This is a genomic window from Enterobacteriaceae endosymbiont of Plateumaris braccata (genome assembly GCF_012563325.1).
Taxonomy (GTDB): Bacteria; Pseudomonadota; Gammaproteobacteria; order Enterobacterales; family Enterobacteriaceae.
The window spans coordinates 343,073-368,508 of the sequence record NZ_CP046232.1 but is presented as its reverse complement, the minus strand read 5'-3'; the positions used below and the strand labels follow the sequence as shown (position 1 = coordinate 368,508).

The 25,436-nt window shown below is 24.5% G+C and carries 18 protein-coding genes, 2 tRNA genes and 2 pseudogenes; all 22 read left to right on the top strand.

Annotated features, from left to right (window positions below; genetic code table 11):
- Positions 1-4: 4 nt before the first annotated feature.
- Positions 5-475: a 30S ribosomal protein S7 gene (gene rpsG, locus GJT80_RS01760; RefSeq protein ID WP_168867669.1), complete on the top strand. Its 471-nt coding sequence runs from the start codon at positions 5-7 to the stop codon at positions 473-475.
- Between the two features lie 175 nt (positions 476-650).
- The gene (fusA, locus tag GJT80_RS01755; RefSeq protein ID WP_168867668.1) at positions 651-2,768 is read left to right on the top strand and encodes an elongation factor G; all 2,118 of its coding nucleotides are present in this window, start codon (positions 651-653) and stop codon (positions 2,766-2,768) included.
- A 77-nt stretch (positions 2,769-2,845) separates the two neighbouring features.
- The gene (gene tuf, locus GJT80_RS01750) at positions 2,846-4,030 is read left to right on the top strand and encodes an elongation factor Tu (RefSeq protein WP_168867667.1); all 1,185 of its coding nucleotides are present in this window, start codon (positions 2,846-2,848) and stop codon (positions 4,028-4,030) included.
- Positions 4,031-4,199: 169 nt separating this feature from the next.
- Positions 4,200-4,583, top strand: coding sequence for a preprotein translocase subunit SecE (gene secE / locus GJT80_RS01745; RefSeq protein ID WP_168867666.1), 384 nt, complete (start codon positions 4,200-4,202; stop codon positions 4,581-4,583).
- Entirely contained in the window at positions 4,584-5,129 is a 546-nt protein-coding gene (nusG, locus tag GJT80_RS01740) for a transcription termination/antitermination protein NusG (protein WP_168867665.1), read from the top strand.
- A gap of 47 nt (positions 5,130-5,176) precedes the next feature.
- Positions 5,177-5,605, top strand: coding sequence for a 50S ribosomal protein L11 (gene rplK, locus GJT80_RS01735; RefSeq protein WP_168867664.1), 429 nt, complete (start codon positions 5,177-5,179; stop codon positions 5,603-5,605).
- Between the two features lie 9 nt (positions 5,606-5,614).
- On the top strand, positions 5,615-6,316 hold the full coding sequence (gene rplA / locus GJT80_RS01730; protein ID WP_168867663.1) for a 50S ribosomal protein L1: 702 nt from the start codon (positions 5,615-5,617) through the stop codon (positions 6,314-6,316).
- Between the two features lie 154 nt (positions 6,317-6,470).
- Positions 6,471-6,968, top strand: a complete 498-nt coding sequence (gene rplJ, locus GJT80_RS01725) for a 50S ribosomal protein L10 (protein ID WP_168867662.1) — start codon at positions 6,471-6,473, stop codon at positions 6,966-6,968.
- Between the two features lie 57 nt (positions 6,969-7,025).
- Positions 7,026-7,397 carry a 50S ribosomal protein L7/L12 gene (gene rplL, locus GJT80_RS01720; protein WP_168867661.1) on the top strand — a complete coding sequence of 124 codons (372 nt, stop codon included), beginning with the start codon at positions 7,026-7,028 and terminating at the stop codon, positions 7,395-7,397.
- Between the two features lie 137 nt (positions 7,398-7,534).
- The gene (gene rpoB / locus GJT80_RS01715) at positions 7,535-11,566 is read left to right on the top strand and encodes a DNA-directed RNA polymerase subunit beta (RefSeq protein ID WP_168867660.1); all 4,032 of its coding nucleotides are present in this window, start codon (positions 7,535-7,537) and stop codon (positions 11,564-11,566) included.
- Positions 11,567-11,647: 81 nt separating this feature from the next.
- Positions 11,648-15,862 carry a DNA-directed RNA polymerase subunit beta' gene (rpoC, locus tag GJT80_RS01710; RefSeq protein ID WP_168867659.1) on the top strand — a complete coding sequence of 1,405 codons (4,215 nt, stop codon included), beginning with the start codon at positions 11,648-11,650 and terminating at the stop codon, positions 15,860-15,862.
- Positions 15,863-16,176: 314 nt separating this feature from the next.
- Positions 16,177-16,809 carry an RlmE family RNA methyltransferase gene (locus GJT80_RS01705; RefSeq protein WP_168867658.1) on the top strand — a complete coding sequence of 211 codons (633 nt, stop codon included), beginning with the start codon at positions 16,177-16,179 and terminating at the stop codon, positions 16,807-16,809.
- A gap of 50 nt (positions 16,810-16,859) precedes the next feature.
- Positions 16,860-18,662, top strand: a pseudogene (gene ftsH, locus GJT80_RS01700) (ATP-dependent zinc metalloprotease FtsH); the annotation flags it as partial.
- A gap of 127 nt (positions 18,663-18,789) precedes the next feature.
- The gene (gene secG / locus GJT80_RS01695; RefSeq protein WP_168867657.1) at positions 18,790-19,029 is read left to right on the top strand and encodes a preprotein translocase subunit SecG; all 240 of its coding nucleotides are present in this window, start codon (positions 18,790-18,792) and stop codon (positions 19,027-19,029) included.
- Between the two features lie 45 nt (positions 19,030-19,074).
- A tRNA-Leu gene (locus GJT80_RS01690) sits at positions 19,075-19,162 on the top strand.
- A 58-nt stretch (positions 19,163-19,220) separates the two neighbouring features.
- Positions 19,221-19,297 (top strand) — tRNA-Met (locus GJT80_RS01685).
- A 361-nt stretch (positions 19,298-19,658) separates the two neighbouring features.
- Positions 19,659-21,158, top strand: a complete 1,500-nt coding sequence (gene nusA, locus GJT80_RS01680) for a transcription termination factor NusA (protein WP_168867656.1) — start codon at positions 19,659-19,661, stop codon at positions 21,156-21,158.
- A 34-nt stretch (positions 21,159-21,192) separates the two neighbouring features.
- Positions 21,193-23,694 carry a translation initiation factor IF-2 gene (gene infB / locus GJT80_RS01675; protein WP_168867655.1) on the top strand — a complete coding sequence of 834 codons (2,502 nt, stop codon included), beginning with the start codon at positions 21,193-21,195 and terminating at the stop codon, positions 23,692-23,694.
- 39 nt (positions 23,695-23,733) lie between these two features.
- On the top strand, positions 23,734-24,102 hold the full coding sequence (gene rbfA, locus GJT80_RS01670) for a 30S ribosome-binding factor RbfA (RefSeq protein WP_168867654.1): 369 nt from the start codon (positions 23,734-23,736) through the stop codon (positions 24,100-24,102).
- 21 nt (positions 24,103-24,123) lie between these two features.
- A pseudogene (gene truB, locus GJT80_RS02555) lies at positions 24,124-24,794 on the top strand (tRNA pseudouridine(55) synthase TruB); the annotation flags it as partial.
- A gap of 123 nt (positions 24,795-24,917) precedes the next feature.
- Entirely contained in the window at positions 24,918-25,049 is a 132-nt protein-coding gene (locus tag GJT80_RS02550) for a hypothetical protein (RefSeq protein ID WP_425482262.1), read from the top strand.
- A 50-nt stretch (positions 25,050-25,099) separates the two neighbouring features.
- Entirely contained in the window at positions 25,100-25,369 is a 270-nt protein-coding gene (gene rpsO / locus GJT80_RS01660) for a 30S ribosomal protein S15 (protein ID WP_168867653.1), read from the top strand.
- Positions 25,370-25,436 lie beyond the last annotated feature (67 nt).

Genomic DNA, 25,436 nt, shown 5'->3' with positions numbered 1-25,436 from the left:
TATAATGTCTCGTAGACGCATAATTAGTCAACGTAAAATATTACCAGATCCTAAATTTGAATCAAATTTACTCGCTAAATTTATTAATATTTTAATGGTTAATGGTAAAAAATCTATAGCAGAATCAATTGTTTATTCATCTTTAAAAACAATAACTACAAATTCTGGTAAAAATGAATTAGATAATTTTTTAAATGCATTAGAAAATGTCAAACCTATGGTTGAAGTAAAATCTCGTAGAGTCGGTGGATCTACTTATCAAGTTCCAGTAGAAGTTAGACCTTCTAGAAGAAATACATTAGCAATGCGTTGGTTAATAAATGCAGCAAGAAAAAGAAATGATAGATCAATGTCATTAAGATTAGCTCATGAAATTTCTGACGCTATTGAAAATAAAGGTAATGCAGTTAAAAAAAAAGAAGAAGTACATCGTATGGCTGAAGCAAATAAAGCATTCGCTCATTATCGTTGGTAATATTTAATATATTATTTCTTAATAATAAATATTAATTAATTAAATTAATAAATTCATCAATAAAATATGTTGTAGCTAATAAATATATCAATATTATGTAATATTCATTATTAATTTTAATGATATTAAATAATATATTTAAACTTTTAGTATTTATCTAAAATAGAGGAATAAAATGAGTCGTATAACTCCTATAACACGTTATCGTAATATTGGTATTAGCGCACATATTGATGCAGGTAAAACTACTACTACTGAAAGAATTCTTTTTTATACTGGAGTTAATCATAAAATAGGTGAAGTACATGATGGTGCTGCTACTATGGATTGGATGGAACAAGAACAAGAAAGAGGAATTACTATTACATCTGCAGCTACTACTGCATTTTGGTCAGGAATGGCTAATCAATATAAATCACATAGAATTAATATTATTGACACTCCAGGTCATGTTGATTTTACAATTGAAGTAGAACGATCTATGAGAGTTTTAGACGGTGTAGTAATGATTTATTGTGCAGTAGGTGGTGTCCAACCACAATCAGAAACAGTATGGAGACAAGCTAATAAGTATAAAGTTCCAAGAATAGCATTTATAAATAAAATGGACCGTATGGGTGCTAATTTTTTAAAAGTTGTTCATCAAATAAAAAAAAATTTATCTATAGAAACTGTACCAATACAATTACCTATTGGATCTGAAGATAATTTTATTGGAGTTATAGATTTAATTAAAATGAAAGCAATAAGTTGGAATGATAAAGATCAAGGTACTACTTTTAATTATAATCAAATACCTACAAATATGATAAAAGATTCCAAACTTTGGAGACAAAAATTAATTGAATCTGCTGTTGAATCAGATGAAAAATTAATGGATAAATATTTAGATGGTATAAATCTTACTGAAAAAGAAATAAAGTTTTCTTTAAGAAAAAGAGTATTAAAAAATGAAATTACTTTAATAACTTGCGGTTCTGCTTTTAAAAATAAAGGAGTTCAAGCTATGTTAGATGCAGTAATTGAATTTTTACCATCTCCAACAGATATTCCACCTATACAAGGAATTATAAATAATGAAAAAAAAACATTATCTATTCGACAATCAAATGATGATGAACCATTTTCAGCATTAGCTTTTAAAATATCAAATGATCCTTTTGTTGGTAATTTAACATTTTTCAGGGTATATTCTGGGACAGTAAGTAGTGGTGATTTAATTTTCAATTCTATTAAAATGAAAAAAGAACGAATTGGAAGAATTGTACAAATGCATGCTAATAAACGTGAAGAAATCAAAAAAGTTCATGCTGGAGATATTGCAGCAGCTATTGGTTTAAAAGATGTTACAACAGGAGATACATTATGTTCTATAGATAAAAGTATTATTCTTGAAAAAATGGAATTTCCAGAACCTGTAATATCTATTGCTATAGAACCTAAAACTAAAATTGATCAAGAAAAAATGGGATTAGCATTAAATAGATTAACAAAAGAAGATCCATCATTAAAAACTTGGACAGATAAAGAAAGTAATCAAACTATTATTGCAGGTATGGGTGAACTACATTTAGAAATTATAGTTGATAGAATGAAAAGAGAATTTAATGTAGCTGCTAACATTGGTAAGCCTCAAGTATCCTATCGTGAAACTATAAAAAAGAATGTTATAAATATAGAAGGTAAACATATAAAACAAACCGGTGGTAGAGGACAATATGGACATGTTGTTATAGACATATCTCCAATAAAATTAAATAAAAAAAATAACGTAGGATATTTATTTACTAACGATATAAAAGGTGGTGTAATACCTAGTGAATATATTTCATCTATAGATAAAAGTATTCAAGAACAATTAAAATCTGGTCCAATGGCTGGATACCCAGTAGTAAATGTTGCAATTAGATTACATTATGGATCATATCATGATGTAGATTCTTCAGAATTAGCATTTAAATTAGCAGCTGCAATTGCATTTAAAAATGCGTTTAAACAAGCTAATCCAGTATTATTAGAACCTATTATGAAAGTTGAAGTAGAAACCCCAGAAGAATATATGGGAGATGTAATAGGAGATTTAAATCGTAGAAGAGGTATTATAGAAGGTATAGATAATATTTTAACTGGTAAATTAATACGTGCATGTGTACCATTATCTGAAATGTTTGGTTATGCTACTGATTTACGTTCTTATACTCAAGGAAGATCATCTTATTCTATGGAATTTTTAAAATATACTGAAGCACCTAATAATATTTCACAAATTATTATTGATTCTAGGTGTAAATAAATAATAGTTAATCAATAATTAAGTAATTTTTCTTTTTTATTCTATAAAAGAAAAAATAATATAGAAGGAATTATTCTGTGTCTAAAGAAAAATTTAAACGTTCTAAACCACATATTAATGTAGGTACTATAGGACATGTTGATCATGGTAAAACAACTTTAACAGCAGCTATTACAACTGTTTTATCTAAAAAATATGGTGGAGCAGCTAAAGCTTTTGATCAAATAGATAATGCTCCCGAAGAGAAAGAAAGAGGTATTACTATTAATACTTCTCATGTAGAATATGATACAAAGTATCGTCATTATGCACATGTAGATTGCCCTGGACATGCTGATTATGTAAAAAATATGATTACTGGTGCAGCTCAAATGGATGGAGCTATATTAGTAGTTGCAGCAACAGATGGACCAATGCCTCAAACAAGAGAACATATTTTATTAGCAAGACAAGTTGGTGTTCCTTATATTGTTGTTTTTCTTAATAAATGTGATTTAGTTGATGATGAAGAATTATTAGAATTAGTAGAAATGGAAGTACGTGATTTACTTACTCAATATGATTTTCCAGGTGAAAAAACTCCAATTATTCATGGATCTGCTCTTAAAGCATTAGAAGGAGATAAAATTTGGGAGAAAAAAATCATTGAATTAGCAAATTGTTTAGATAATTATATACCTGAACCAAAAAGAGCTGTTGATCAACCATTTTTATTACCAATTGAAGATGTTTTTTCTATTTCTGGTAGAGGAACAGTTGTAACAGGAAGAGTAGAAAGAGGTATAATTAAAGTAGGAGAAGAAGTAGAAATTATTGGTATAAGAGATACTATAAAATCTACTTGTACAGGTGTTGAAATGTTTCGTAAATTATTAGATGAGGGTCGTGCAGGAGAAAATGTAGGTATTTTATTACGAGGAATCAAAAGAGAAGAAATTGAAAGAGGACAAGTTTTAGCTAAACCAGGATCTATAAAACCTCATACACAATTTGAATCTGAAGTATATATCTTATCTAAAGATGAAGGTGGTAGACATACTGCATTTTTTAAAGGTTATCGTCCTCAATTTTATTTTAGAACTACTGATGTTACTGGTACAATAGAATTAGCAAAAGAAATTGAAATGGTAATGCCTGGTGATAATATAAAAATGACTGTAACATTGATAAATCCTATTGCTATGACAGATGGTTTAAGATTTGCTATTCGTGAAGGTGGTAGAACTGTTGGAGCTGGAATTGTAACTAAAATATTACAATAATAAAAATAAAAGAAGATGAGGGTATTAGAATATTAATCCCTTTGATTCTTTTTTTTTAAAAAATTTATTATAAAATAAATTATCTAATTATAAATAATGTTTTATATTAAATAAAATTTTTATAATATATAATTAAATTAAATTTGTTTTATATTGGTTGATATAATATATGATTAATAATGTAAAATACAAAAGAAGTAAATATATTTTAGAATATATAAAATGGATTATTAGTATAATCTTATTTATTTCAATTATAATATATGATTATTTATATCAAAATCTTGAATTGCCTATTCGAATAATAATTATCTGTCCTATATTAATTTTAATAATTTTTATTATATTATCTACTAATAAAGGAAAAAAGATATTACTATTTATTCGAGAAACACGTATAGAAACACGTAAGGTAGTCTGGCCAACTTATAAAGAAACTTTACAAATAACTTTAATTATTATCATAATTACTTTAATTATGTCATTAATTATTTGGGGACTTGATAGTATTTTAATTTATTTAATATCATTATTAACTAATATGAGATTATAAATGACTAAGTCTATACAAAAAAGATGGTATGTTATTCAAGCTCGATCTGGATTTGAAAATCGTGTTGCACAATCACTAAAAGAACATATTGATATTCATAATATGAAAAATTTTTTTGGAGATATTTTAATACCTACTGAAGAAGTAGTAGAAATTCGTAATGGACAACGTTATAAAAGTGAACGTAAATTTTTTCCTGGATATATATTAATTAATATGATTATGAAAGATATCAGTTGGCATTTAGTTCGTGGTATTCCTAGAGTATTAGGTTTTGTAGGAGGAACTTCTGACAATCCTTCTCCTATTAGCAATAAAGAAGTTGACATAATTAAAAGTCGCCTTCAACAGATTGGAGATAAACCAAGACCAAAAATATTATTTGAAACTGGAGAAATGATTCGTGTAAATGATGGTCCTTTTTCTGATTTTAATGGGATAGTTGAAGAAGTTGATTATGAAAAAAGTCGTTTGAAAGTATCAGTATCAATTTTTGGTAGAGCAACTCCTGTTGATTTAGATTTTAGTCAAGTAGAAAAAGGATAATTTATTTATAAAATTTTACGATAAATTATTTTTTTAAAGGAATAATTATGGCAAAGAAAATTAAAACTTATGTTAAATTACAAGTTTCAGCAGGTATTGCTAATCCCAGTCCCCCTGTTGGACCTGCATTAGGCCAACATGGTGTTAATATAATGGATTTTTGTAAAACTTTTAATGCTCAAACTAGTAATTTAGAAAAAGGAATACCTATACCTGTTATAATTACTATTTATTCAGATCGTTCTTTTACATTTATTACTAAAACTCCTCCAGCGGCAATTTTAATAAAAAAAATTTTAGGAATTAAATCTGGATCTAGCAAACCGAAATTAGAAAAAATAGGTAAAATAACTCATAAACAAATTCGTCAAATAGCGAAATTAAAATCTGTAGATATGACAGGAACAAATATTGAAGCAATGATGCATTCTATAGAAGGAACTGCGCTTTCAATGGGGTTAATAATAGAGGATTAAAATATAATAATGGTTAAACAAACAAAACGTATGACTAATATGTATAGTAAAATTAATCAAAACAAAAAAATTTCTATTGATAAAGCTATTAATAAATTAAAAGAATTTAGTACAGTTAAGTTCATTGAAAGCATCGATATTGCAGTACTATTAGGTATAGATCCAAAAAAATCAGAACAGAATATTAGAAATAGTGTTATATTACCTTATGGAACAGGAAAAAATATAAAAATTGCTGTTTTTGCTTATGGAGCTAAAGCGATAGAGGCAAAAGAAGCTGGTGCAGATTTAATTGGAATGGAAGATTTAGCGGAAAAAATCAAAAACAATAAAAAAAAAATTGATATAGTGATAACTATTCCAGAAGCGATGAATTTAGTTAGTAAATTAGCTCCTGTATTAGGTCCTCGTGGAATAATGCCTAATCCTAAATTAGGAACTATTACTGAAAATATCAAAGATATTATAAAAAAAATTAAAAAAGGACAAATTAATTATCGTAATGATAAAAATGGTATTATTCATACTAGTGTAGGTAAAATTAATTTTGATAATTATAAAATAAAAGAAAATATAGAATTTTTTATAAAAAATCTAAAAAAATATAAACCAACACAAGTAAAAGGAGATTTTATAAAAAAAATATATATTTCATCAACTATGGGAGTTTCTATTGATATAACAACATCTTTAATAAATATTAAAGTATAATTTTTACTTTACGAATAGTTTTTTTTATATTAAAATAATTATTTTTTAATTAAATAATATAGTTTATTATTGTAATGTAAATATTTTATATTTAGAATATCAATTCTAATAATTTAATTCTTTTATATTAAAAACTCAGGAGTGCAATAATCTAATGCCATTAAATATTACAGAAAAAAAAATGATTGTTGCAAAATTAAGCAAAATAAATCAAAAAGCTTTATCTGTTGTTATTGCTGATGCTTGTGGTATAAATGTTAATAGTATTACTGAATTAAGAAAAAATAGTCGTGAAAATCATGTTTTTATAGGAGTAGTAAGAAATAAACTATTAAAATTAATTATAAAAAATAGTATTTTTGAATGCTTAAAAGATCAATTAAATGGACCAATATTAGTTGGATATTCACTAAAACATCCTGGTACAGCTGCACGTTTATTTAAAGAATTTGCTAAAAAAAATACTAATTTTAAAATTAAAATTGCTTCTTTTAATGGTAAATTGATTGATGCTAAAAATATTGATAAGTTAGCCACATTACCTACTTTCAAAGAAGCTTTATCTTTTATGTTAACTACAATTAAAGAAGCTGCTATAGGAAAATTTATCAAAACATTAATAATTATTAAAAATACAAAAAATAATTTATAAAAAACAATTTTTTATTTATTTTAATAAAAAATTGTTTCTTAATTTTAGGAATTTTTTATGTCTATAACTAAAGAACAAATAATAGAAGCTGTTGGTACTATGTCTATTATGGATATAATGGATTTAATAAGTGATATGGAAAAAAAATTTGGAGTATCAGCTTCCACTGTTATGACACAGGCAGTTAATGATAAAACAATAGAAGAAGTAGAAGAAAAAACTGAATTTAATTTATATTTAAAAAATATAGGAAAAAATAAAATAGCAGTAATAAAAGCAGTGAGAAGTTGTATGGGATTAGGATTGAAAGAATCAAAAGATTTAGTAGAATCTGCACCAGTTCTTCTAAAAGAAGCTATTAGTAAAGAAGAAGCTTTAACTTTAGAAAAAACATTGAAAATTACTGGTGCTGAAATAGAAGTAAAATAATTTGAAATATAAAAAAAGATATTAATAAAATAATTACTAAATTTTTTTAATAACATTTTATAATACATATATATTAAATTTTATTTTAAATAAAATTTAAATTAGATACTCAATCTATCAGATAACTGAGGAACCATATGGTTTATTCTCAAACTGAAAAAAAACGTATTCGTAAAGATTTTAGTAAACAATCTCAAGTTTTAGATATTCCATATTTACTTTCTATACAACTTGATTCATTTAAAAAATTTATAAAACAAGATCTTACGGGGAAATATGGATTAGAAGCTGCTTTTAAATCTATTTTTCCAATAAATAGTTATAGTGGTAATTGTGAATTACATTATATAAATTATCGTTTAGGTAAATCTATTTTTAATGTTAAAGAATGTAAAATAAGAGGTATGACTTATTCTGCACCATTGCGTGTAACATTACAATTAATTATTTATAATAAAGAATTAATAGAAACAAATAAAAAAATTATAAAAGAACAAGAAGTATATATGGGAGAAATTCCATTAATGACAAAAAATGGTACTTTTATAGTTAATGGTATTGAAAGAGTAGTGGTTTCTCAATTACATCGTAGTCCTGGAGTATTTTTTGATAGTGATAAAGGGAAAACACATACTTCAGGAAAAATATTATATAATGCTCGTATTATTCCTTATAGAGGATCTTGGTTAGATTTTGAATTTGATCCTAAAGATAATATTTTTATGCGTATTGATAGAAGAAGGAAATTACCAGTTACAATAATATTAAAAGCTTTGGGTTATGATATTGAACAAATTTTAGATATTTTTTTTGAAAAAAATATTTATATTATAAAAAATAAAAAATTATCAATGAAATTAATACCAGATAGATTAAGAGGAGAAACAGCATTATTTAATATAGTAATTAATGATATAGTTTATATAGAAAAAGGAAAACGTATTACTTTAAAACATATTAATAATTTAAAAAAAAATAAAATTCAATATATAAACATACCAAAAGATTATCTTATAGGAAAAACAATATCTAAAGATTATATAAATAATAAAACAGGAGAAATTATAATTTCTGCTAATTCTTGTTTAGAATTAGATATTATTAATAATATTATAGAAAATAATGAATATAGTACAATTGATACAATATTTACTAATGATTTAGATCAAGGTCCATATATATCTGAAACATTAAGAATAGATACAACTAATGATAGATTAGAAGCTTTAATAGAAATATATAGGATGATGAGACCTGGTGAACCTCCTACTAAAGAATCAGCAGAATTATTATTTAAAAAATTATTCTTTAATATAGAGCGTTATGATTTGTCTTCTGTAGGAAGAATGAAATTTAATCGTTCTTTATCTTGTGATAATATAATTGGTACTGGAATTTTAAATAAACAAGATATTGTTGATGTAATTAAAAAATTAATAAGCATACGTAATGGAAAAGGAGAAATAGATGATATCGATCATTTAGGTAATAGAAGAATTCGATCTGTTGGAGAAATGATAGAAAATCAATTTCGTATAGGATTAATTCGTGTTGAACGTTCTGTTAAAGAACGATTATCATTAAGTGATGATAACATCATGCCTCAGGATATGATTAATGCTAAACCTATTTCTGCTGCTATAAAAGAATTTTTTTGTTCTAGTCAATTATCTCAATTTATGGATCAAAATAATCCGTTATCAGAAATTACACATAAAAGACGTATTTCAGCTTTAGGTCCAGGTGGTCTAACAAGAGAAAGAGCAGGTTTTGAAGTTAGAGATGTTCATCCTACTCATTATGGTAGAGTATGTCCTATTGAAACTCCAGAAGGACCTAATATAGGTTTAATTAATTCATTATCAGTTTATGCTAGAACCAATGTATATGGTTTTTTAGAAACTCCTTATCGTTGTGTTAACAATGCTTATGTTACTAATATAATTCATTATTTATCTTCTATAGAAGAAGGTAACTTTATTATAGCACAAGCTAATACAAAATTAGATTTATCAAATGGATTAATTATAGATGATTTAGTTACATGTAGAAATAAAGGAGAATCTAGTTTATTTAAAAAAGAACAAATAAATTATATGGATGTTTCTAATCAACAAATAGTATCTGTAGGAGCTTCTTTAATTCCATTTTTAGAACACGATGATGCAAATAGAGCATTAATGGGTGCTAATATGCAAAGACAAGCAGTCCCTACTTTAAGAGCAGAAAAACCTTTAGTAGGTACTGGTATGGAAAGAATAGTAGCTGTAGATTCAGGAGTAAATATTATTGCCAAAAATTCAGGTATTGTACAATATGTAGATGCATCTCGTATTATTATAAAAGTAAGTAATAATGAAACAAATAAACAAAAAAAGGGTATTGATATTTATCATTTAACCAAATATACAAGATCTAATCAAAATACATGTATTAATCAAATTCCATGTATTAAATTAAATGAATTAGTAAAAAAAGGAGATGTATTAGCAGATGGACCATCTACTGATTTAGGTGAATTAGCATTAGGTCAAAATATGAGAGTGGCATTTATGCCATGGAATGGTTATAATTTTGAAGATTCTATACTACTTTCAGAAAAAATTGTACAGGAAGATAGATTTACAACAATTCATATACAAGAATTATCATGTATATCACGTGATACTAAATTAGGACCTGAAGAAATTACTTCAGATATACCTAATGTTAGTGAATCTTCTTTATCTAAATTAGATGAATCAGGTATTGTGTATATCGGCGCTGAAGTAACAAGTAATGATATTTTGGTTGGTAAAGTAACTCCTAAAGGAGAAACACAATTATCACCAGAAGAGAAATTATTACGTGCCATTTTTGGAGAAAAAGCTTCTAATGTTAAAGATACATCATTACGTGTTCCTAATGGTGTTTCAGGTACTGTTATCGATGTAAAAATTTTTACAAGAGATGGAGTTAAAAAAGATAAAAGAACTTTAGAAATTGAAGAAATGGAATTAAAACAAATTAAAAAAGATTTACTTGATGAACAAAAAATATTTGAAATCAATATTATTACACGTATACATTCATTTTTAATTGAAAATGGTATTAGCAAAAAAGATATAGAAAAATATTCTTTAAAATATTGGATAAAATTTTTTACTAATAAAAGTAAAGAAAAAGAATTAAATGAACTTATAAACCAATATAATGAATTAAAAATAAAATTTAATAAAATATTTACTTTAGAAAAGAAAAAAATAACTCAAGGTGATGATTTAGCTCCTGGTATACTTAAAATAGTTAAAGTTAATTTAGCTGTTAAAAGACAAGTTCAATCAGGAGATAAAATGGCAGGGAGACATGGTAATAAAGGAGTTATATCAAAAATTTGTCCTATAGAAGATATGCCATATGATGATAATGGTAATCCTGTAGATGTTGTATTAAATCCATTAGGTGTCCCTTCTAGAATGAATATAGGACAAATTTTAGAAACGCATTTGGGTATGGCTGCAAAAGGTATTGGTGATAAAATAAATTTTTTATTGCAAAAACAAAAAAATATTGAAAAAATACGTTGTTTTATTCAAAAAGCTTATAATGTAGGTAACGGTATTAGACAAAAAATAAATTTTAATAATTTTTCAGATGAAGAGATATTATCTTTAGCAAATAATTTAAAAAAAGGAATGCCAATAGCAACTCCAGTTTTTGATGGAGCAAAAGAAAATGAAATAAAAGAATTATTAAGATTTTCTGATTTACCAACTTCCGGTCAAATTACATTGTATGATGGTCTTATAGGTGAAAAATTTGAAAGACCTGTAACTGTAGGTTATATGTATATGTTAAAATTAAATCATTTAGTAGATGATAAAATGCATGCAAGATCTACAGGATCATATAGTTTAGTTACACAACAACCTTTAGGAGGAAAAGCTCAATTTGGAGGACAAAGATTTGGAGAAATGGAAGTATGGGCTTTAGAAGCATATGGAGCAGCATATACTTTACAAGAAATGTTAACAATTAAATCTGATGATGTAAATGGTAGAACAAAAATGTATAAAAACATTATTGATGGAAATCATCAAATGGAACCAGGAATACCAGAGTCTTTTAATGTTTTACTTAAAGAAATACGTTCATTAGGAATAAATATTGAATTAGAAAATAAAGAATAAATTTTTAAAATTTAATTTATAATTAATTATTTAAAAATTAAATTGTTTATTAATTTCTAATATGTGTGAGGTAATCTTTTTGTGAAAAAGTTATTTAAGCTTTTAAAATCACCAAATAGAATAAAAGAATTTGATTCAATAAAAATTTCTTTAGCTTCTTCTGATATAATTAGGTCTTGGTCTTTTGGAGAAGTGAAAAAACCAGAAACAATTAACTATCGTACTTTTAAACCTGAAAGAGATGGTTTATTTTGTGCACGTATTTTTGGTCCTGTAAAAGATTATGAATGTTTATGTGGTAAGTATAAAAGATTAAAACATCGTGGTGTAATATGTGAAAAATGTGGTGTAGAAGTTACACAAACTAAAGTTAGACGTGAAAGAATGGGTCATATTGAACTTGCATCACCTACTGCACACATATGGTTTTTAAAATCATTACCTTCTAGAATAGGACTATTATTGAATATGCCTTTAAAGGATATTGAAAGAGTACTATATTTTGAATCTTACGTTGTTATAGAAGAAGGAATGACTACATTAAATAAAAAACAAGTTTTAACAGAAGAACAATATTTAGACGCATTAGAAGAATTTGGCAATGAATTTAATGCAAAAATGGGAGCAGAAGCTATTCAATATTTATTAAAAAATATTAATTTAGAAGAAGAATATAAATTTTTACGAGAAGAATTATATAATACTAATTCTGAAACCAAAAGGAAAAAAATTACTAAACGGATAAAATTACTTGAATTATTTATTCATTCAGGAAATAAACCAGAATGGATGATAATGAATGTATTACCTGTGTTACCTCCTGATTTAAGACCTTTAGTTCCATTAGATGGAGGAAGATTTGCTACTTCTGATTTAAATGATTTATATCGTCGTGTTATTAACCGTAACAATAGATTAAAACGTCTACTAGAATTATCAGCACCAGATATTATAGTAAGAAATGAAAAACGTATGTTACAAGAAGCAGTTGATGCTCTTTTAGACAATGGAAGAAGAGGAAGAGCAATTATAGGGTCTAATAAAAGACCTTTAAAATCATTAGCCGATATGATTAAAGGGAAACAAGGAAGATTTAGACAGAATTTATTAGGTAAAAGAGTAGATTATTCGGGTAGATCTGTTATTACAGTAGGACCTTATTTACGTTTGAATCAATGTGGTTTACCTAAAAAAATGGCTTTAGAATTGTTTAAACCATTTGTATATGGAAGATTAGAAATGCAAGGATTTGCTACAACAATTAAAACAGCAAAAAAAATGGTTGAAAAAGAAGAATCTGTAGTTTGGGATGTTTTAGAAGAAGTTATAAGAGAACATCCGATATTATTAAATCGTGCGCCAACTTTACATAGATTAGGAATACAAGCTTTTGAACCAATATTAATTGAAGGAAAAGCAATACAATTACATCCTCTTGTGTGTGCAGCTTATAATGCTGATTTTGATGGAGATCAAATGGCAGTACATATTCCTTTAACTTTAGAAGCACAATTAGAAGCTAGAGCTCTGATGATGGCTACTAATAATATTTTATCACCAGCTAATGGTGAACCTATTATTGTTCCATCACAAGATGTAGTTTTAGGATTATATTATATGACTAGGGAAAAAATTAATGCAAAAGGAGAGGATATGATATTAGCTAGTTCTCAAGAAGCAGAAAAAGTTTATCTTACAGGACAAGGAGATTTACATGCACGTGTCAAAGTAAAAATTACTGAATATTGTAAAAATAAAAATAATGAATGGATAAAAAATAAAAATATTGTTAATACTACAATCGGTCGAGCAATATTTTGGATGTATGTACCAAAAGGTTTGCCTTATACAATAATAAATCAAACTTTAGGGAAAAGATCAATTTCTAAAATGTTAAATATATGTTATAGAATTTTAGGATTAAAATCTACAGTTATTTTTGCAGATAAAATTATGTATACTGGATTTTATTATGCAGCTAGATCAGGATCTTCTGTAGGAATTGATGATATTATTATTCCTAAAAAAAAATCTACTATAATATTAGCAGCAGAATCTGAAGTTTCTGAAATTCAAGAACAATTTCAATCAGGGTTAGTAACAGCTGGAGAAAGATATAATAAAATTATTGATATTTGGTCAGTGGCGAATGAAAAAGTAGCACAAGCAATGATGAAAAATTTATCGACAGAAAATGTAATTAATAAAAAAGGAATTATAGAAAAACAAATATCTTTTAATAATATTTTTATGATGGCAGATTCTGGTGCACGTGGTTCAGCTGCTCAAATAAGACAATTAGCTGGTATGAGAGGACTAATGGCTAAACCTGATGGATCAATTATTGAAACTCCAATTACAGCTAATTTTAAAGAAGGATTAAATGTACTACAATACTTTATATCTACTCATGGAGCACGAAAAGGACTAGCAGATACTGCATTAAAAACAGCAAATTCAGGTTATTTAACTCGTAGATTAGTTGATGTAGCTCAAGATTTAGTAATTACAGAGAATGATTGTTTTACTAAAAATGGCATTGAAATGTCTTCTATAATTGAAGGAGGAGATGTTAAAGAATCTCTAAGAGAAAGAGTTGTAGGTAGAGTAACATCAAAAGATATTTTAAAACCAGGAAGAAATGATGTTTTAATTGCTCGTAATACATTATTAAATGAAAAATATTGTGATGTTTTAGATAAATATTCTATTGATAATATTAAAGTTAGATCTGTTGTAAGTTGTGAAACTAATTTTGGTGTATGTGCTAATTGTTATGGTAGTGACTTAGCAAGAGGACATATTATAAATAAAGGAGAAGCAATTGGAGTAATTGCAGCACAATCAATAGGAGAACCTGGAACACAATTAACAATGAGAACATTTCATATAGGTGGGGCTGCTTCTAGAGTTGCATCTGAATCTAGTATTCAAATAAAAAGCAAAGGTATTATAAAATTAACTAATATGAAATCTGTTATTAATTCTGATGGTAAATTAGTTATTACTTCAAGAAATGTTAAATTAAAAATATTAGATGATTTTGGACGTATAAAAGAAAAATATAAAATACCTTATGGTGCAATTATGACTAAAAAAAATGGAGAAAAAATTAATTCAGGAGAAATAATTGCTTATTGGGATCCACATAATATGCCTATAGTTAGTGAAGTTAATGGAAAAATAAAATTTATTGACATGTTAGATGGTCAAACTATTATTCGTCAAACTGATGAATTAACAGGTTTATCTTCTATAGTAGTATTAGATACATCAGAAAGAACATTAATAGGAAAAGATTTACGACCTATGTTGAAAATCGTAAATCTTGAAAATGAAGATATTTTAATCCCTGGAACTGATATACCGGCTCATTATTTTTTACCTAGTAAAACAATAGTTCATTTGGAAAATGGAATGAATATTCATGCTGGAGAAATAATTGCAAGAATACCACAAGAGTCAGGAGGAACTAAGGATATAACAGGAGGATTACCTAGAGTAGCAGATTTATTTGAAGCTCGTCGTCCAAAAGAATCAGCAATTTTAGCAGAAATTAGTGGTATAATTTCATTTGGAAAAGAAACTAAAGGTAAAAGACGTATAATAATTAATCCTATTAATAATAATGAAAATGTATATGAAGAAATGATACCAAAATGGAGACAAATAAATGTTTTTGAAGGAGAATTAGTAAATCAAGGAGATATTATTTCAGATGGTTCTGAATCTCCACATGATATATTACGTTTAAAAGGTGTCAATGAAGTAACAAATTATATAATTAATGAAGTCCAAGAAGTATATCGTTTACAAGGAGTTAAAATTAATGATAAACATATTGAAGTGATAATACGACAAATGTTACGTAAAGCAACCATTAAAAATAAAGGAGATTCAAATTTTTTAGAAGGTGAGCAAGTTGATGTATCTCAAATTAAAAAAATTAATAAAAAATTAAAAAAACAGGGTAAAAAAAAGATATCTTATATTCATGATTTGTTAGGTATTACTAAAGCTTCTTTAGCAACTACATCTTTTATTTCTGCTGCTTCTTTTCAGGAAACAACAAGAGTATTAACAGAAGCTTCTGTTGCAGGAAAATTTGATGAATTAAAAGGTTTAAAAGAAAATGTTATTGTTGGAAGATTAATTCCTGCAGGTACTGGATATTCTTATCATACAAATCGTATTAATAAAATTAAAAAACATAATATTACAGCAGTAGCATCAGCATCTGCAAATTTAACTGAACTATTAAACGCTAGTTTGAATAAAAAAAATAAATATAAATAATGTTTTATTAATAAATTAAAAATTAATTTTTTAAAAAATTAATTTTTAATTATAATCAGTAATTATACTGAAATAAGTTAAATTATTTTAAATATTTATTTATAATTATTTCAATTTTTTTACAATTTAATTATTATTAACTATTTTAATAGTAAAATATTTATTTTAATTAATAATAAACATTATTATTAATTTTGTAAATTTAAAAAAAATTTGTTATACTTATATCAAAAATAATATTTATTAAAAATAATTATTATTGATTATTTCATTTATAACAAAATACATATTTATTATTTTAATAAATAAAATTAATGTCATGTAGAAAAAATAAAAAAAAAAATATTTGGATAAAAAAATATCTTAAAGATATTTATGTCAAAAAAGTAAAACAAAATAGTGAATTTAGATCACGATCATGGTTTAAATTACAAGAAATACAAAAAATAGATAAAATTTTTAAACCAAATATGAAAATAATAGATTTAGGATCTTCTCCAGGAGGGTGGTCTAAGTTTGCATTATCAAAAATTGGATTAAATGGTAAAATAATAGCTTGTGATTTATTACCAATGAAAAAAATAGATAATGTAGATTTTATTCAAGGTAATTTATGTGATATAAATATTATTAATTTAATTAAAATTAAATTAAATAATTTAAAAGCACAAGTCATAATGTCTGATATGTCTCCTAATATTTCTGGTGTTAAAGAAATAGATATACCTAAATCTATATATTTAAGTGAATTAGCTTTAAAATTGTGTTATTCTATATTGGATTTTAATGGAAATTTTTTAATAAAAATATTTCAAGGTATAGGTGTTGATCAATATTTAAAAAAAATTGATTCATTATTTAAAATAATGAAAATCAGAAAACCTAATGCTTCAAGATCTCATTCATGTGAAATATATATTGTAGCAAAAGGATATCAAAATAAATAATATTTTTTCATATTTATACTAATAATTATGGAGTTACTTTTTTGAACAGTATAGCAAAAAATCTAATCCTCTGGTTAGCAATTGCAATTACTTTATTATCTTTTTTCCAGAGTTTTAATCTAAATGTTGATGATAAAACATCAAAAATTGAATATGCAACTTTTTTATCTGATATTAATCATCAACAAATAAATGCAGTTTATATAAGTAAACGTCAGGTTTATGTTGATAAAAAAGATGATACTAATTATACAACATATCTTCCTATAAGTGATCCTAATTTACTTCAGTTATTAGTAGATAAAAATATTAAAGTATTTGGTGAACCTTCTGCAAGTCCTAATTTATTATTATCTATATTTATATCATGGTTTCCTGTTCTTTTACTTGTTTTTGTTTGGTTATTTTTTATACGTCAAATTCAAGGAGGAGGTAAAGGTGCTTTATCATTTGGTAAAAGTAAAGCTCGTATGTTTACAAAAGATCAGATTAAAACTACATTTAATGATGTAGCAGGATGTGATGAAGCTAAAGAAGAAGTTAAAGAACTTGTAGATTATCTAAAAGAACCTCTAAAATTTCAAAAATTAGGTGGTAAAATTCCTAAAGGTGTTTTAATGGTAGGTCCACCAGGAACAGGTAAAACCTTATTAGCAAAAGCTATAGCAGGTGAATCTAAAGTACCCTTTTTCACTATTTCTGGATCTGATTTTGTTGAAATGTTTGTTGGTGTAGGAGCTTCTAGAGTTCGTGATATGTTTAGTAGAGCAAAAAAATCATCTCCATGTATTATATTTATTGATGAAATAGATGCAGTAGGACGTCAAAGAGGTGCTGGTTTAGGTGGTGGACATGATGAAAGAGAACAAACGCTTAATCAAATGTTAGTAGAAATGGATGGTTTTAATGATAATGAAAGTGTTATTGTTATCGCTGCAACAAATCGTCCTGATGTATTAGATCCGGCACTTTTAAGGCCTGGACGTTTTGATAGACAAGTAATAGTAGGTTTACCAGATATTAGGGGTAGAGAACAAATATTAAAAATACATATGAAAAATGTTCCATTAGGAAAAGATGTAAATGTTTCAATTTTAGCACGAGGTACTCCTGGATTTTCTGGAGCTGATTTAGCTAATTTAGTAAACGAAGGTGCATTATTAGCTGCTCGTAAAAATTATGAATTTGTATCTATGATTGAATTTGAAAAAGCTAAAGATAAAATTATGATGGGTTCTGAAAGACGTTCTATGGTTATGACAGAATCTCAAAAAGAATCTACTGCTTATCATGAAGCTGGACATGCTATAATTGGAAGATTAGTACCAGGACATGATCCAGTTCATAAAGTAACTATAATTCCAAGAGGTCAAGCATTAGGAGTTACATTCTTTTTACCAGAAATTGATATCATTAGTTTAAATCGTCAAAAATTAGAAAGTGAAATTTCTACATTATATGGTGGTCGTATTGCAGAGGAAATAATTTATGGAGAAAAATATGTATCTACTGGAGCTTCTAATGATATAAAAATTGCTACTAACTTAGCAAGAAATATGGTAACACAATGGGGATTTTCTAAAAAATTAGGACCTTTATTATATGCAGAAGAAGAAGGAGAAATTTTTTTAGGTAGAAATGTAACAAAAACAAAACATATGTCAGATCAAACTGCACGTATAATTGATGAAGAAGTTAAATATTTAATTCAAGAAAACTATGATAGAGCATTTAAAATTTTAAAAGAAAATATTGATATTTTACATGCAATGAAAAATGCTTTAATTAAATATGAAACTATAGGTATATTACAAATAGATGATTTAATGTCTAGAAAAAAAGTTAGAGCACCTGATTGGATAAAAAAATAATTTATTAAGTATTATAAATTTTAAAAAAGTATTAAAATATATTGTAAATTAAATATATATAATATATTATTAGATATAATCTATATTAAAATTTAATTTGGTATGTTTTGTGTATAAATTATTTTTAGTTTTATTTGTTTTAATATCAATTATATTAATTAGTTTAATTATGATACAAAATAATAATATTGTTGATATTAGTAGTTATTATGCGAATAATTCGAAATCTTTTTTAAATACTAATACTACCAATAAAATTGTAACTAGATCTATTTTTATTTTAGTCATATTTTTTTTTATTATTAGTTTAATATTAGGTAATTTAAACAATCATAAAAAAATATTATAACAACAAATAATTATATTAATTTATAAAAAATATTTATTTAGTAGAACCGAGGTGGTGAAATGGTAAACACGCTACCTTGAGGTGGTAGTGCCCTTTTATGGGTTTACGGGTTCAAATCCCGTCTTCGGTACCAGAGTTTTACTAAAATATTTTATATTTTTAATATATCATATATAATATCGCTAAGTAGACGCGGGGTGGAGCAGATTGGTAGCTCGTCGGGCTCATAACCCGAAGGTCGTTGGTTCAAATCCAACCCCCGCAACCATTTCTATCAATTAAGTTCTCATATCTAATTAATAATATTAATTTAATTATAAAAAATAAATATAAATTTAGTAATTTAATTATTGAATTTTATGCAAAATTATTTAAAAATAATTGTTTGTTTTATATAAAATTATTATTAATAATAATTTTTTTAAAGAGGAGTAATAAAAATATGTTTTATATATACTTGTAAATAAAATAAGTTTAATTATTTAAAATTAAATTTCATAAAAAATTAATATTTATCATTAAAATAATTTTTTTAATAATTAATAGTATTATTAATTAGATCAATGATATTTTAATCAAGCTAATCTAGTTCTCTATTATATAAAATTTTAGGTTTGAGGATAACTAGGATGAACAAAGAAATATTAGCTGTAGTTGAAGCAGTTTCTAATGAAAAATCTTTACCTCGTGAAAAAATATTTGAAGCAATAGAAAGTGCATTAACAAGTGCAACAAAAAAAAAATATGAACAAGATATAGAAGTATATGTAAATATTAATCGAAAAAATGGAAGTTTTCAAACATTTAGAAAATGGTTAATTGTAAAAGAAGTTCATTATCCTACTAAAGAAATTACATTGGATGCAGCACGTATTGAAGATAATTCGTTAAATATAGGAGATTATATCTATGATAAAATTACTTCTATTGATTTTAATCGAATAACTACACAAATTGCTAAACAAGTTATCGTACATAAAGTTAGAGAAGCAGAAAAAGCTGTAACTATTGAACAATTTAGAAAAAAAGAAGGAAAAATTTTAAATGGTATTGTAAAAAAAACAAATAAAACTTATCTAATTTTAGATTTAGGTAATAATGTAGAAGCTACTATTTTACGTGAAGATATGTTACCTAGAGAAAATTTTAGAATTGGAGATAGAATTAAAGGTCTTCTTTTTTCTATAAAAGTAGTATTACGTGGCCCTCAACTATTTATTAGTAGATCAAAAATTAAAATGTTAATTGAATTATTTAAAATTGAAGTTCCTGAAATAAATGAAGGATTAATTGAAATTATAGCTGCGGCAAGAGATCCTGGTTATAGAGCAAAAATAGCAGTAAAAACTAATGATAAACGTATAGATCCTGTAGGTGCATGTGTTGGAATGAGAGGTGCTAGAGTACAAGCTATATCTAATGAATTAAATGGAGAAAGAATTGATATTGTTTTATGGGATCAAAATCCAGCTCAATTTGTTATTAATGCTATGTCTCCAGCTGATGTATCATCAATAGTAGTGGATGAAGATAATCATGCCATTGATATTGCTGTAGAAGAGGAAAATCTGGCAAAAGCTATTGGTCGTAATGGTCAAAATATTCGTTTAGCTTCACAATTAAGCGGCTGGGAATTAAATGTTATGACTAATAATGAATTACAAAACAAACATAAAGAAGAAAATAATGCTATTGTAAATATGTTTATAAAAAATTTAAAAATTGATAAAAATTTAGCTATGCAATTAGTTGCATCAGGTTTTTCTACTATAGAAGAATTAACATATATACCTATTAATGAATTATATAAATTAACTAATAAGTTTAATTTATCTATAGATAAATTGAAAAAAATACAAGAATTAGCTAAATATAATTTACAAAATTTATCTTTAATAAATAATATACAATATAATAAACAGTTAGATAAAAATTTATTAAATATTGAAGGAATGAATAAAAAATTAGCTATTTTATTAAAGGTTAAAGGAATACTCTCTATAGAAGATTTAGCTGAACAAAGTATTGAAGATTTATCTGATATAAATAGTTTAAAAAAAGAACAAGCAGGGAAAATAATTATGTCTGCTCGTAATATTTGTTGGTTTAATAAAAAAAATAATGTATAACTAAATTACTTTTTTAAATAGAGGAGTAAACAGCATGATAGTTAATAATATAACTGTAAAATCTTTAGCTGTTGAAATTCAAATGTCAGTAAAAGATTTAATTCAAAAATTTTATGATATTGGTATTATTAAGTTAGAAAACGATTTTATAAATCAAAAAGAACAAGAAAAGTTACTTTTATATTTAAATAATATAGAAAATAAATTTATTAAAAAATTAACTTTACGAAAAAAAACACATAGTATTTTAAATATACAAAATAATAAAGGTCAAAATAAAACTGTAAAAGTTGAAATACGTAAAAAAAAATATTTCTTAAAAAATACTAAAATGGCAGCTCATGCTGAGAGTAATATAAAAAATATTATTGAAAACAAAGAAATTAAATCTATTGATAAAAAAAATAACTTGATAATAGAAAAAAAACAACAAATATCAAAAATTGATATACAAAAAAAAAATAAAATAAATTTTCAAAATAACATTCAACATAAAAAAAATAATACAATAAATAACAAAATAGAAAATAAGTTTAAAATAAATAATAGAAAATATTCTTTTGTAAAAAATTCTTATAATAAACAAAATTCAAATGAAAAAAATAAAAATTTAAATTATCATATGCAAAGTAATAAAATTACTCGTAAAAAAAAATTTTATAAAAACAATAAGATAGATAAAGAAAATCAAAAAATTTATTCTAATATTAGAAATATTACTAAAAATAAAAATAATTCTCATATTTTATATCAAAATTTTTATAAACCTACTAAAAATATAAATCGAGATGTTATTATTAATGAAACTATTAGCATAATAAAATTAGCTAATAAGATGGCTGTTAAAAGTTCACAAATTATAAAAACTATGATAGACATAGGAGAAAAATCATTAGATATTAACCAATTTTTAAATCAAAAAACTGCTAAATTAATAGCAGAAAAAATGGGTCATAAAGTTATATTACATAATGAAAATGATTTAGAAACTTCATTAATTAATGATCGTAATAATATAAATGAAATACCAATTACTAGAGCTCCTATAGTTACTATTATGGGACATGTAGATCATGGAAAAACTTCTTTATTAGATTATATTCGTTCTAGTAAAATAGTTTCTAATGAAATTGGAGGTATAACACAAAATATAGGAGCTTATCAAGTCCAATTAAAAAATAATAAAAATATTACATTTATAGATACTCCTGGACATTCTGCTTTTACCTTAATGAGATCAAGAGGAACACAAATTACAGATATTATAATTTTGGTAGTAGCAGCTGATGATGGTGTTATGCCACAAACTATAGAAGCTATTCAACATGCTAAATTAGCTCAAGTTCCAATAATTATTGCTATTAATAAAATAGATAAAACTACATCAAATATCGAAAATATTAAAAATCAATTAAGTAAACATAATATTATCTCTGAATCATGGGGTGGTAATAATATATTTATTAATATTTCTGCAAGATTAGGAACAGGAATTGATGATTTATTAAATGCTATTTTATTACAAGCAGAAATTTTAGAATTAAAAGCTATTAATAAGGGTATGGCCAAAGGTGTAGTTATTGAATCTTATTTAGATAAAGGAAGAGGATCTATAGCTAATATCTTAGTTAGAGAAGGTATTTTAAATAAAGGTGATATTGTATTATGTGGTTTTGAATATGGACGTATAAGAGGACTACGTAATGAAAAAGGAATAGAAGTATTACAAGCTGGTCCTTCGACTCCTATAGAAATTTTAGGTTTATCTGGTATGCCTTTTGCAGGAGAAACTTTAATAGTAGTTCAAAATGAGAAAAAAGCTAAAGAAGTTGCTATATATAGAAAAAATAAATCACGTGAATTTAAAATAGCTAATCAACAAAAAAAATTTAAAAATATTTTTTTAGAATTAGATAAAAATAAAATTTGTGAATTAAATATATTATTGAAAGGAAATTCACAAGGAACAGTAGAAGTTATTAAAGATATATTAATAAATTTATCTAATGATAAAATAAACATAAAAATTATTAGTTCAGGTGTAGGTTCAATTACTGAAACAGATGTTGCTTTAGCACTAGCGACATCAAATAATGTTATGATTATTGGTTTTAATGTAAAAGCTAATAATAGTGCTTGTAATATAATTAAAACAGAAAATATAAATATCAGATATTTTTCTATAATTTATAATTTAATTGATGAAATACAAAAATCTATAAATAATATTTTATCTCCTGAATATAAATATAAATTATTAGGATCAGCAAAAGTAAAAAATGTTTTTAAAATTACAAAAATTGGAGTAATTGCAGGATGCACTGTGTCAAAAGGAATAATTAAACGTCATAATTTAATACATTTAATAAGAAATAATAATATTATCCATAAAGGGATATTAGAATCTTTAAAAAGATTTAAAGATAATGTAAATGAAGTTCGTAATGGAATGGAGTGTGGTATTAGTATTAAACATTATAATGATATTTGTATAGGAGATAATATAGAGGCATATGAAAACATTGAAGTTAAATAAAATAGTTAATTAAATATTATAATAAAGGTAATATAAATAATGATAGAATATCTATATCGTCAATCAAGAATTTCTAAAGAACTAAAAAAAAAAATATCTGATATTTTACAACAAAATATTTCTGATCCTCGTATAAATAAATTTATAACTATTACCGATTTATTAATATCAAAAGATTTGTCTTTTGCAAAGATATTTATAATGTTACCATATAGAGATGAAATAAATAATAATTTTAAAAAAACAATTTATTACTTAAATAATATTACAGGTTATATTAGATACATTTTGAAAAAAAAAATAATATTACGTAATATACCAAAATTAATATTTCTTCCTGATTTTTCTTTAGAAAAAGGAAGACATATTATTAATATTATTAATAATATTAATATGCAAAAAATATAATATATTTAGATTTTTTACAATATGAAAAAAGTTATAAACAAACGCCATATTAATGGTTTATTATTATTAGATAAACCTATAGGATATACATCAAATAAAATTCTCCAATATATAAAATATATATATAAAGCTAAAAAAGCAGGACATACAGGAACTTTAGATCCATTAGCTAGTGGGTTGCTTCCTATATGTTTAGGAGAAACAACTAAATTTACAAGTTATTTAATTAATTCGGATAAAATATATATTGTTAAAGCTCGATTAGGTGAAAAAACAAATACTGCTGATAAAGATGGTATTATTATAAAAAAAAAAAAATTAAATTTTCTCAAAAAAAATTAGAAGATGTTTTATCTTTATTTCGAGGAAAAATAAAACAAATTCCAACTATGTATTCTGCAATAAAATATAAAGGTATTCCTCTTTATAAATATGCTAGAGCTGGAATTAATATATCATTAAATGAACGTGAGGTAACTATTTATCAGTTACAATTGATTTCTTTTAAATCAAATGAGATAAAATTAAAAATACATTGTTCTAAAGGAACTTATATTCGTACTATTATTGATAATATAGGAGATCAATTAAATTGTGGAGCACATGTAGTTACATTACGTAGAATTAAAATATCTCATTTTACTATTTTTAATAAAAATATTGTTACAATAGGAATATTAGATAATTTAATAAAAAATTGTAATAATATTTTATTATTAGATAAATTATTATTACCTACAGATTATATATTAAATAATTTTCCAAAGTTAATATTATCTGAAAATTTAATTGATAATCTTAAAAATGGTAAAAAAATGAAAATAAATATTAATATTAATAATAATAATATTTTTCGTATTTATAATAAATATAGATTTTTAGGAATTTGTAAAATTGATAATAACAATTACATAATAAAATATAAATTAATGAATATTAAAAATTAATTTTAATATGAATAGTTATTCATTTATAAATAATTTAATGGAGTTAGGTTATGTCTTTAAATAAAGAAAAAAAGATAAAAATTATTAAAAAATATGGAAATCATCATAATGATAAAGGATCAACGAAAATACAAATAGCTTTATTAACATTTAAAATTAACTATTTACAAAAACATTTTTTAATACATAAAAAAGATCATCATAGTCGTCATGGACTTTTAAATATGATTTCACATAGAAGAAAATTGTTAGATTATTTTAAAAAAAAGAATTTAATCAAGTATAACTTATTAATTGAAAATTTAAGCTTAAGAAAATAAATAATTTATTAATAATTATTAATATTTTTTTAAATTAAAATTTTTATATCTATAATAAAAAATTATT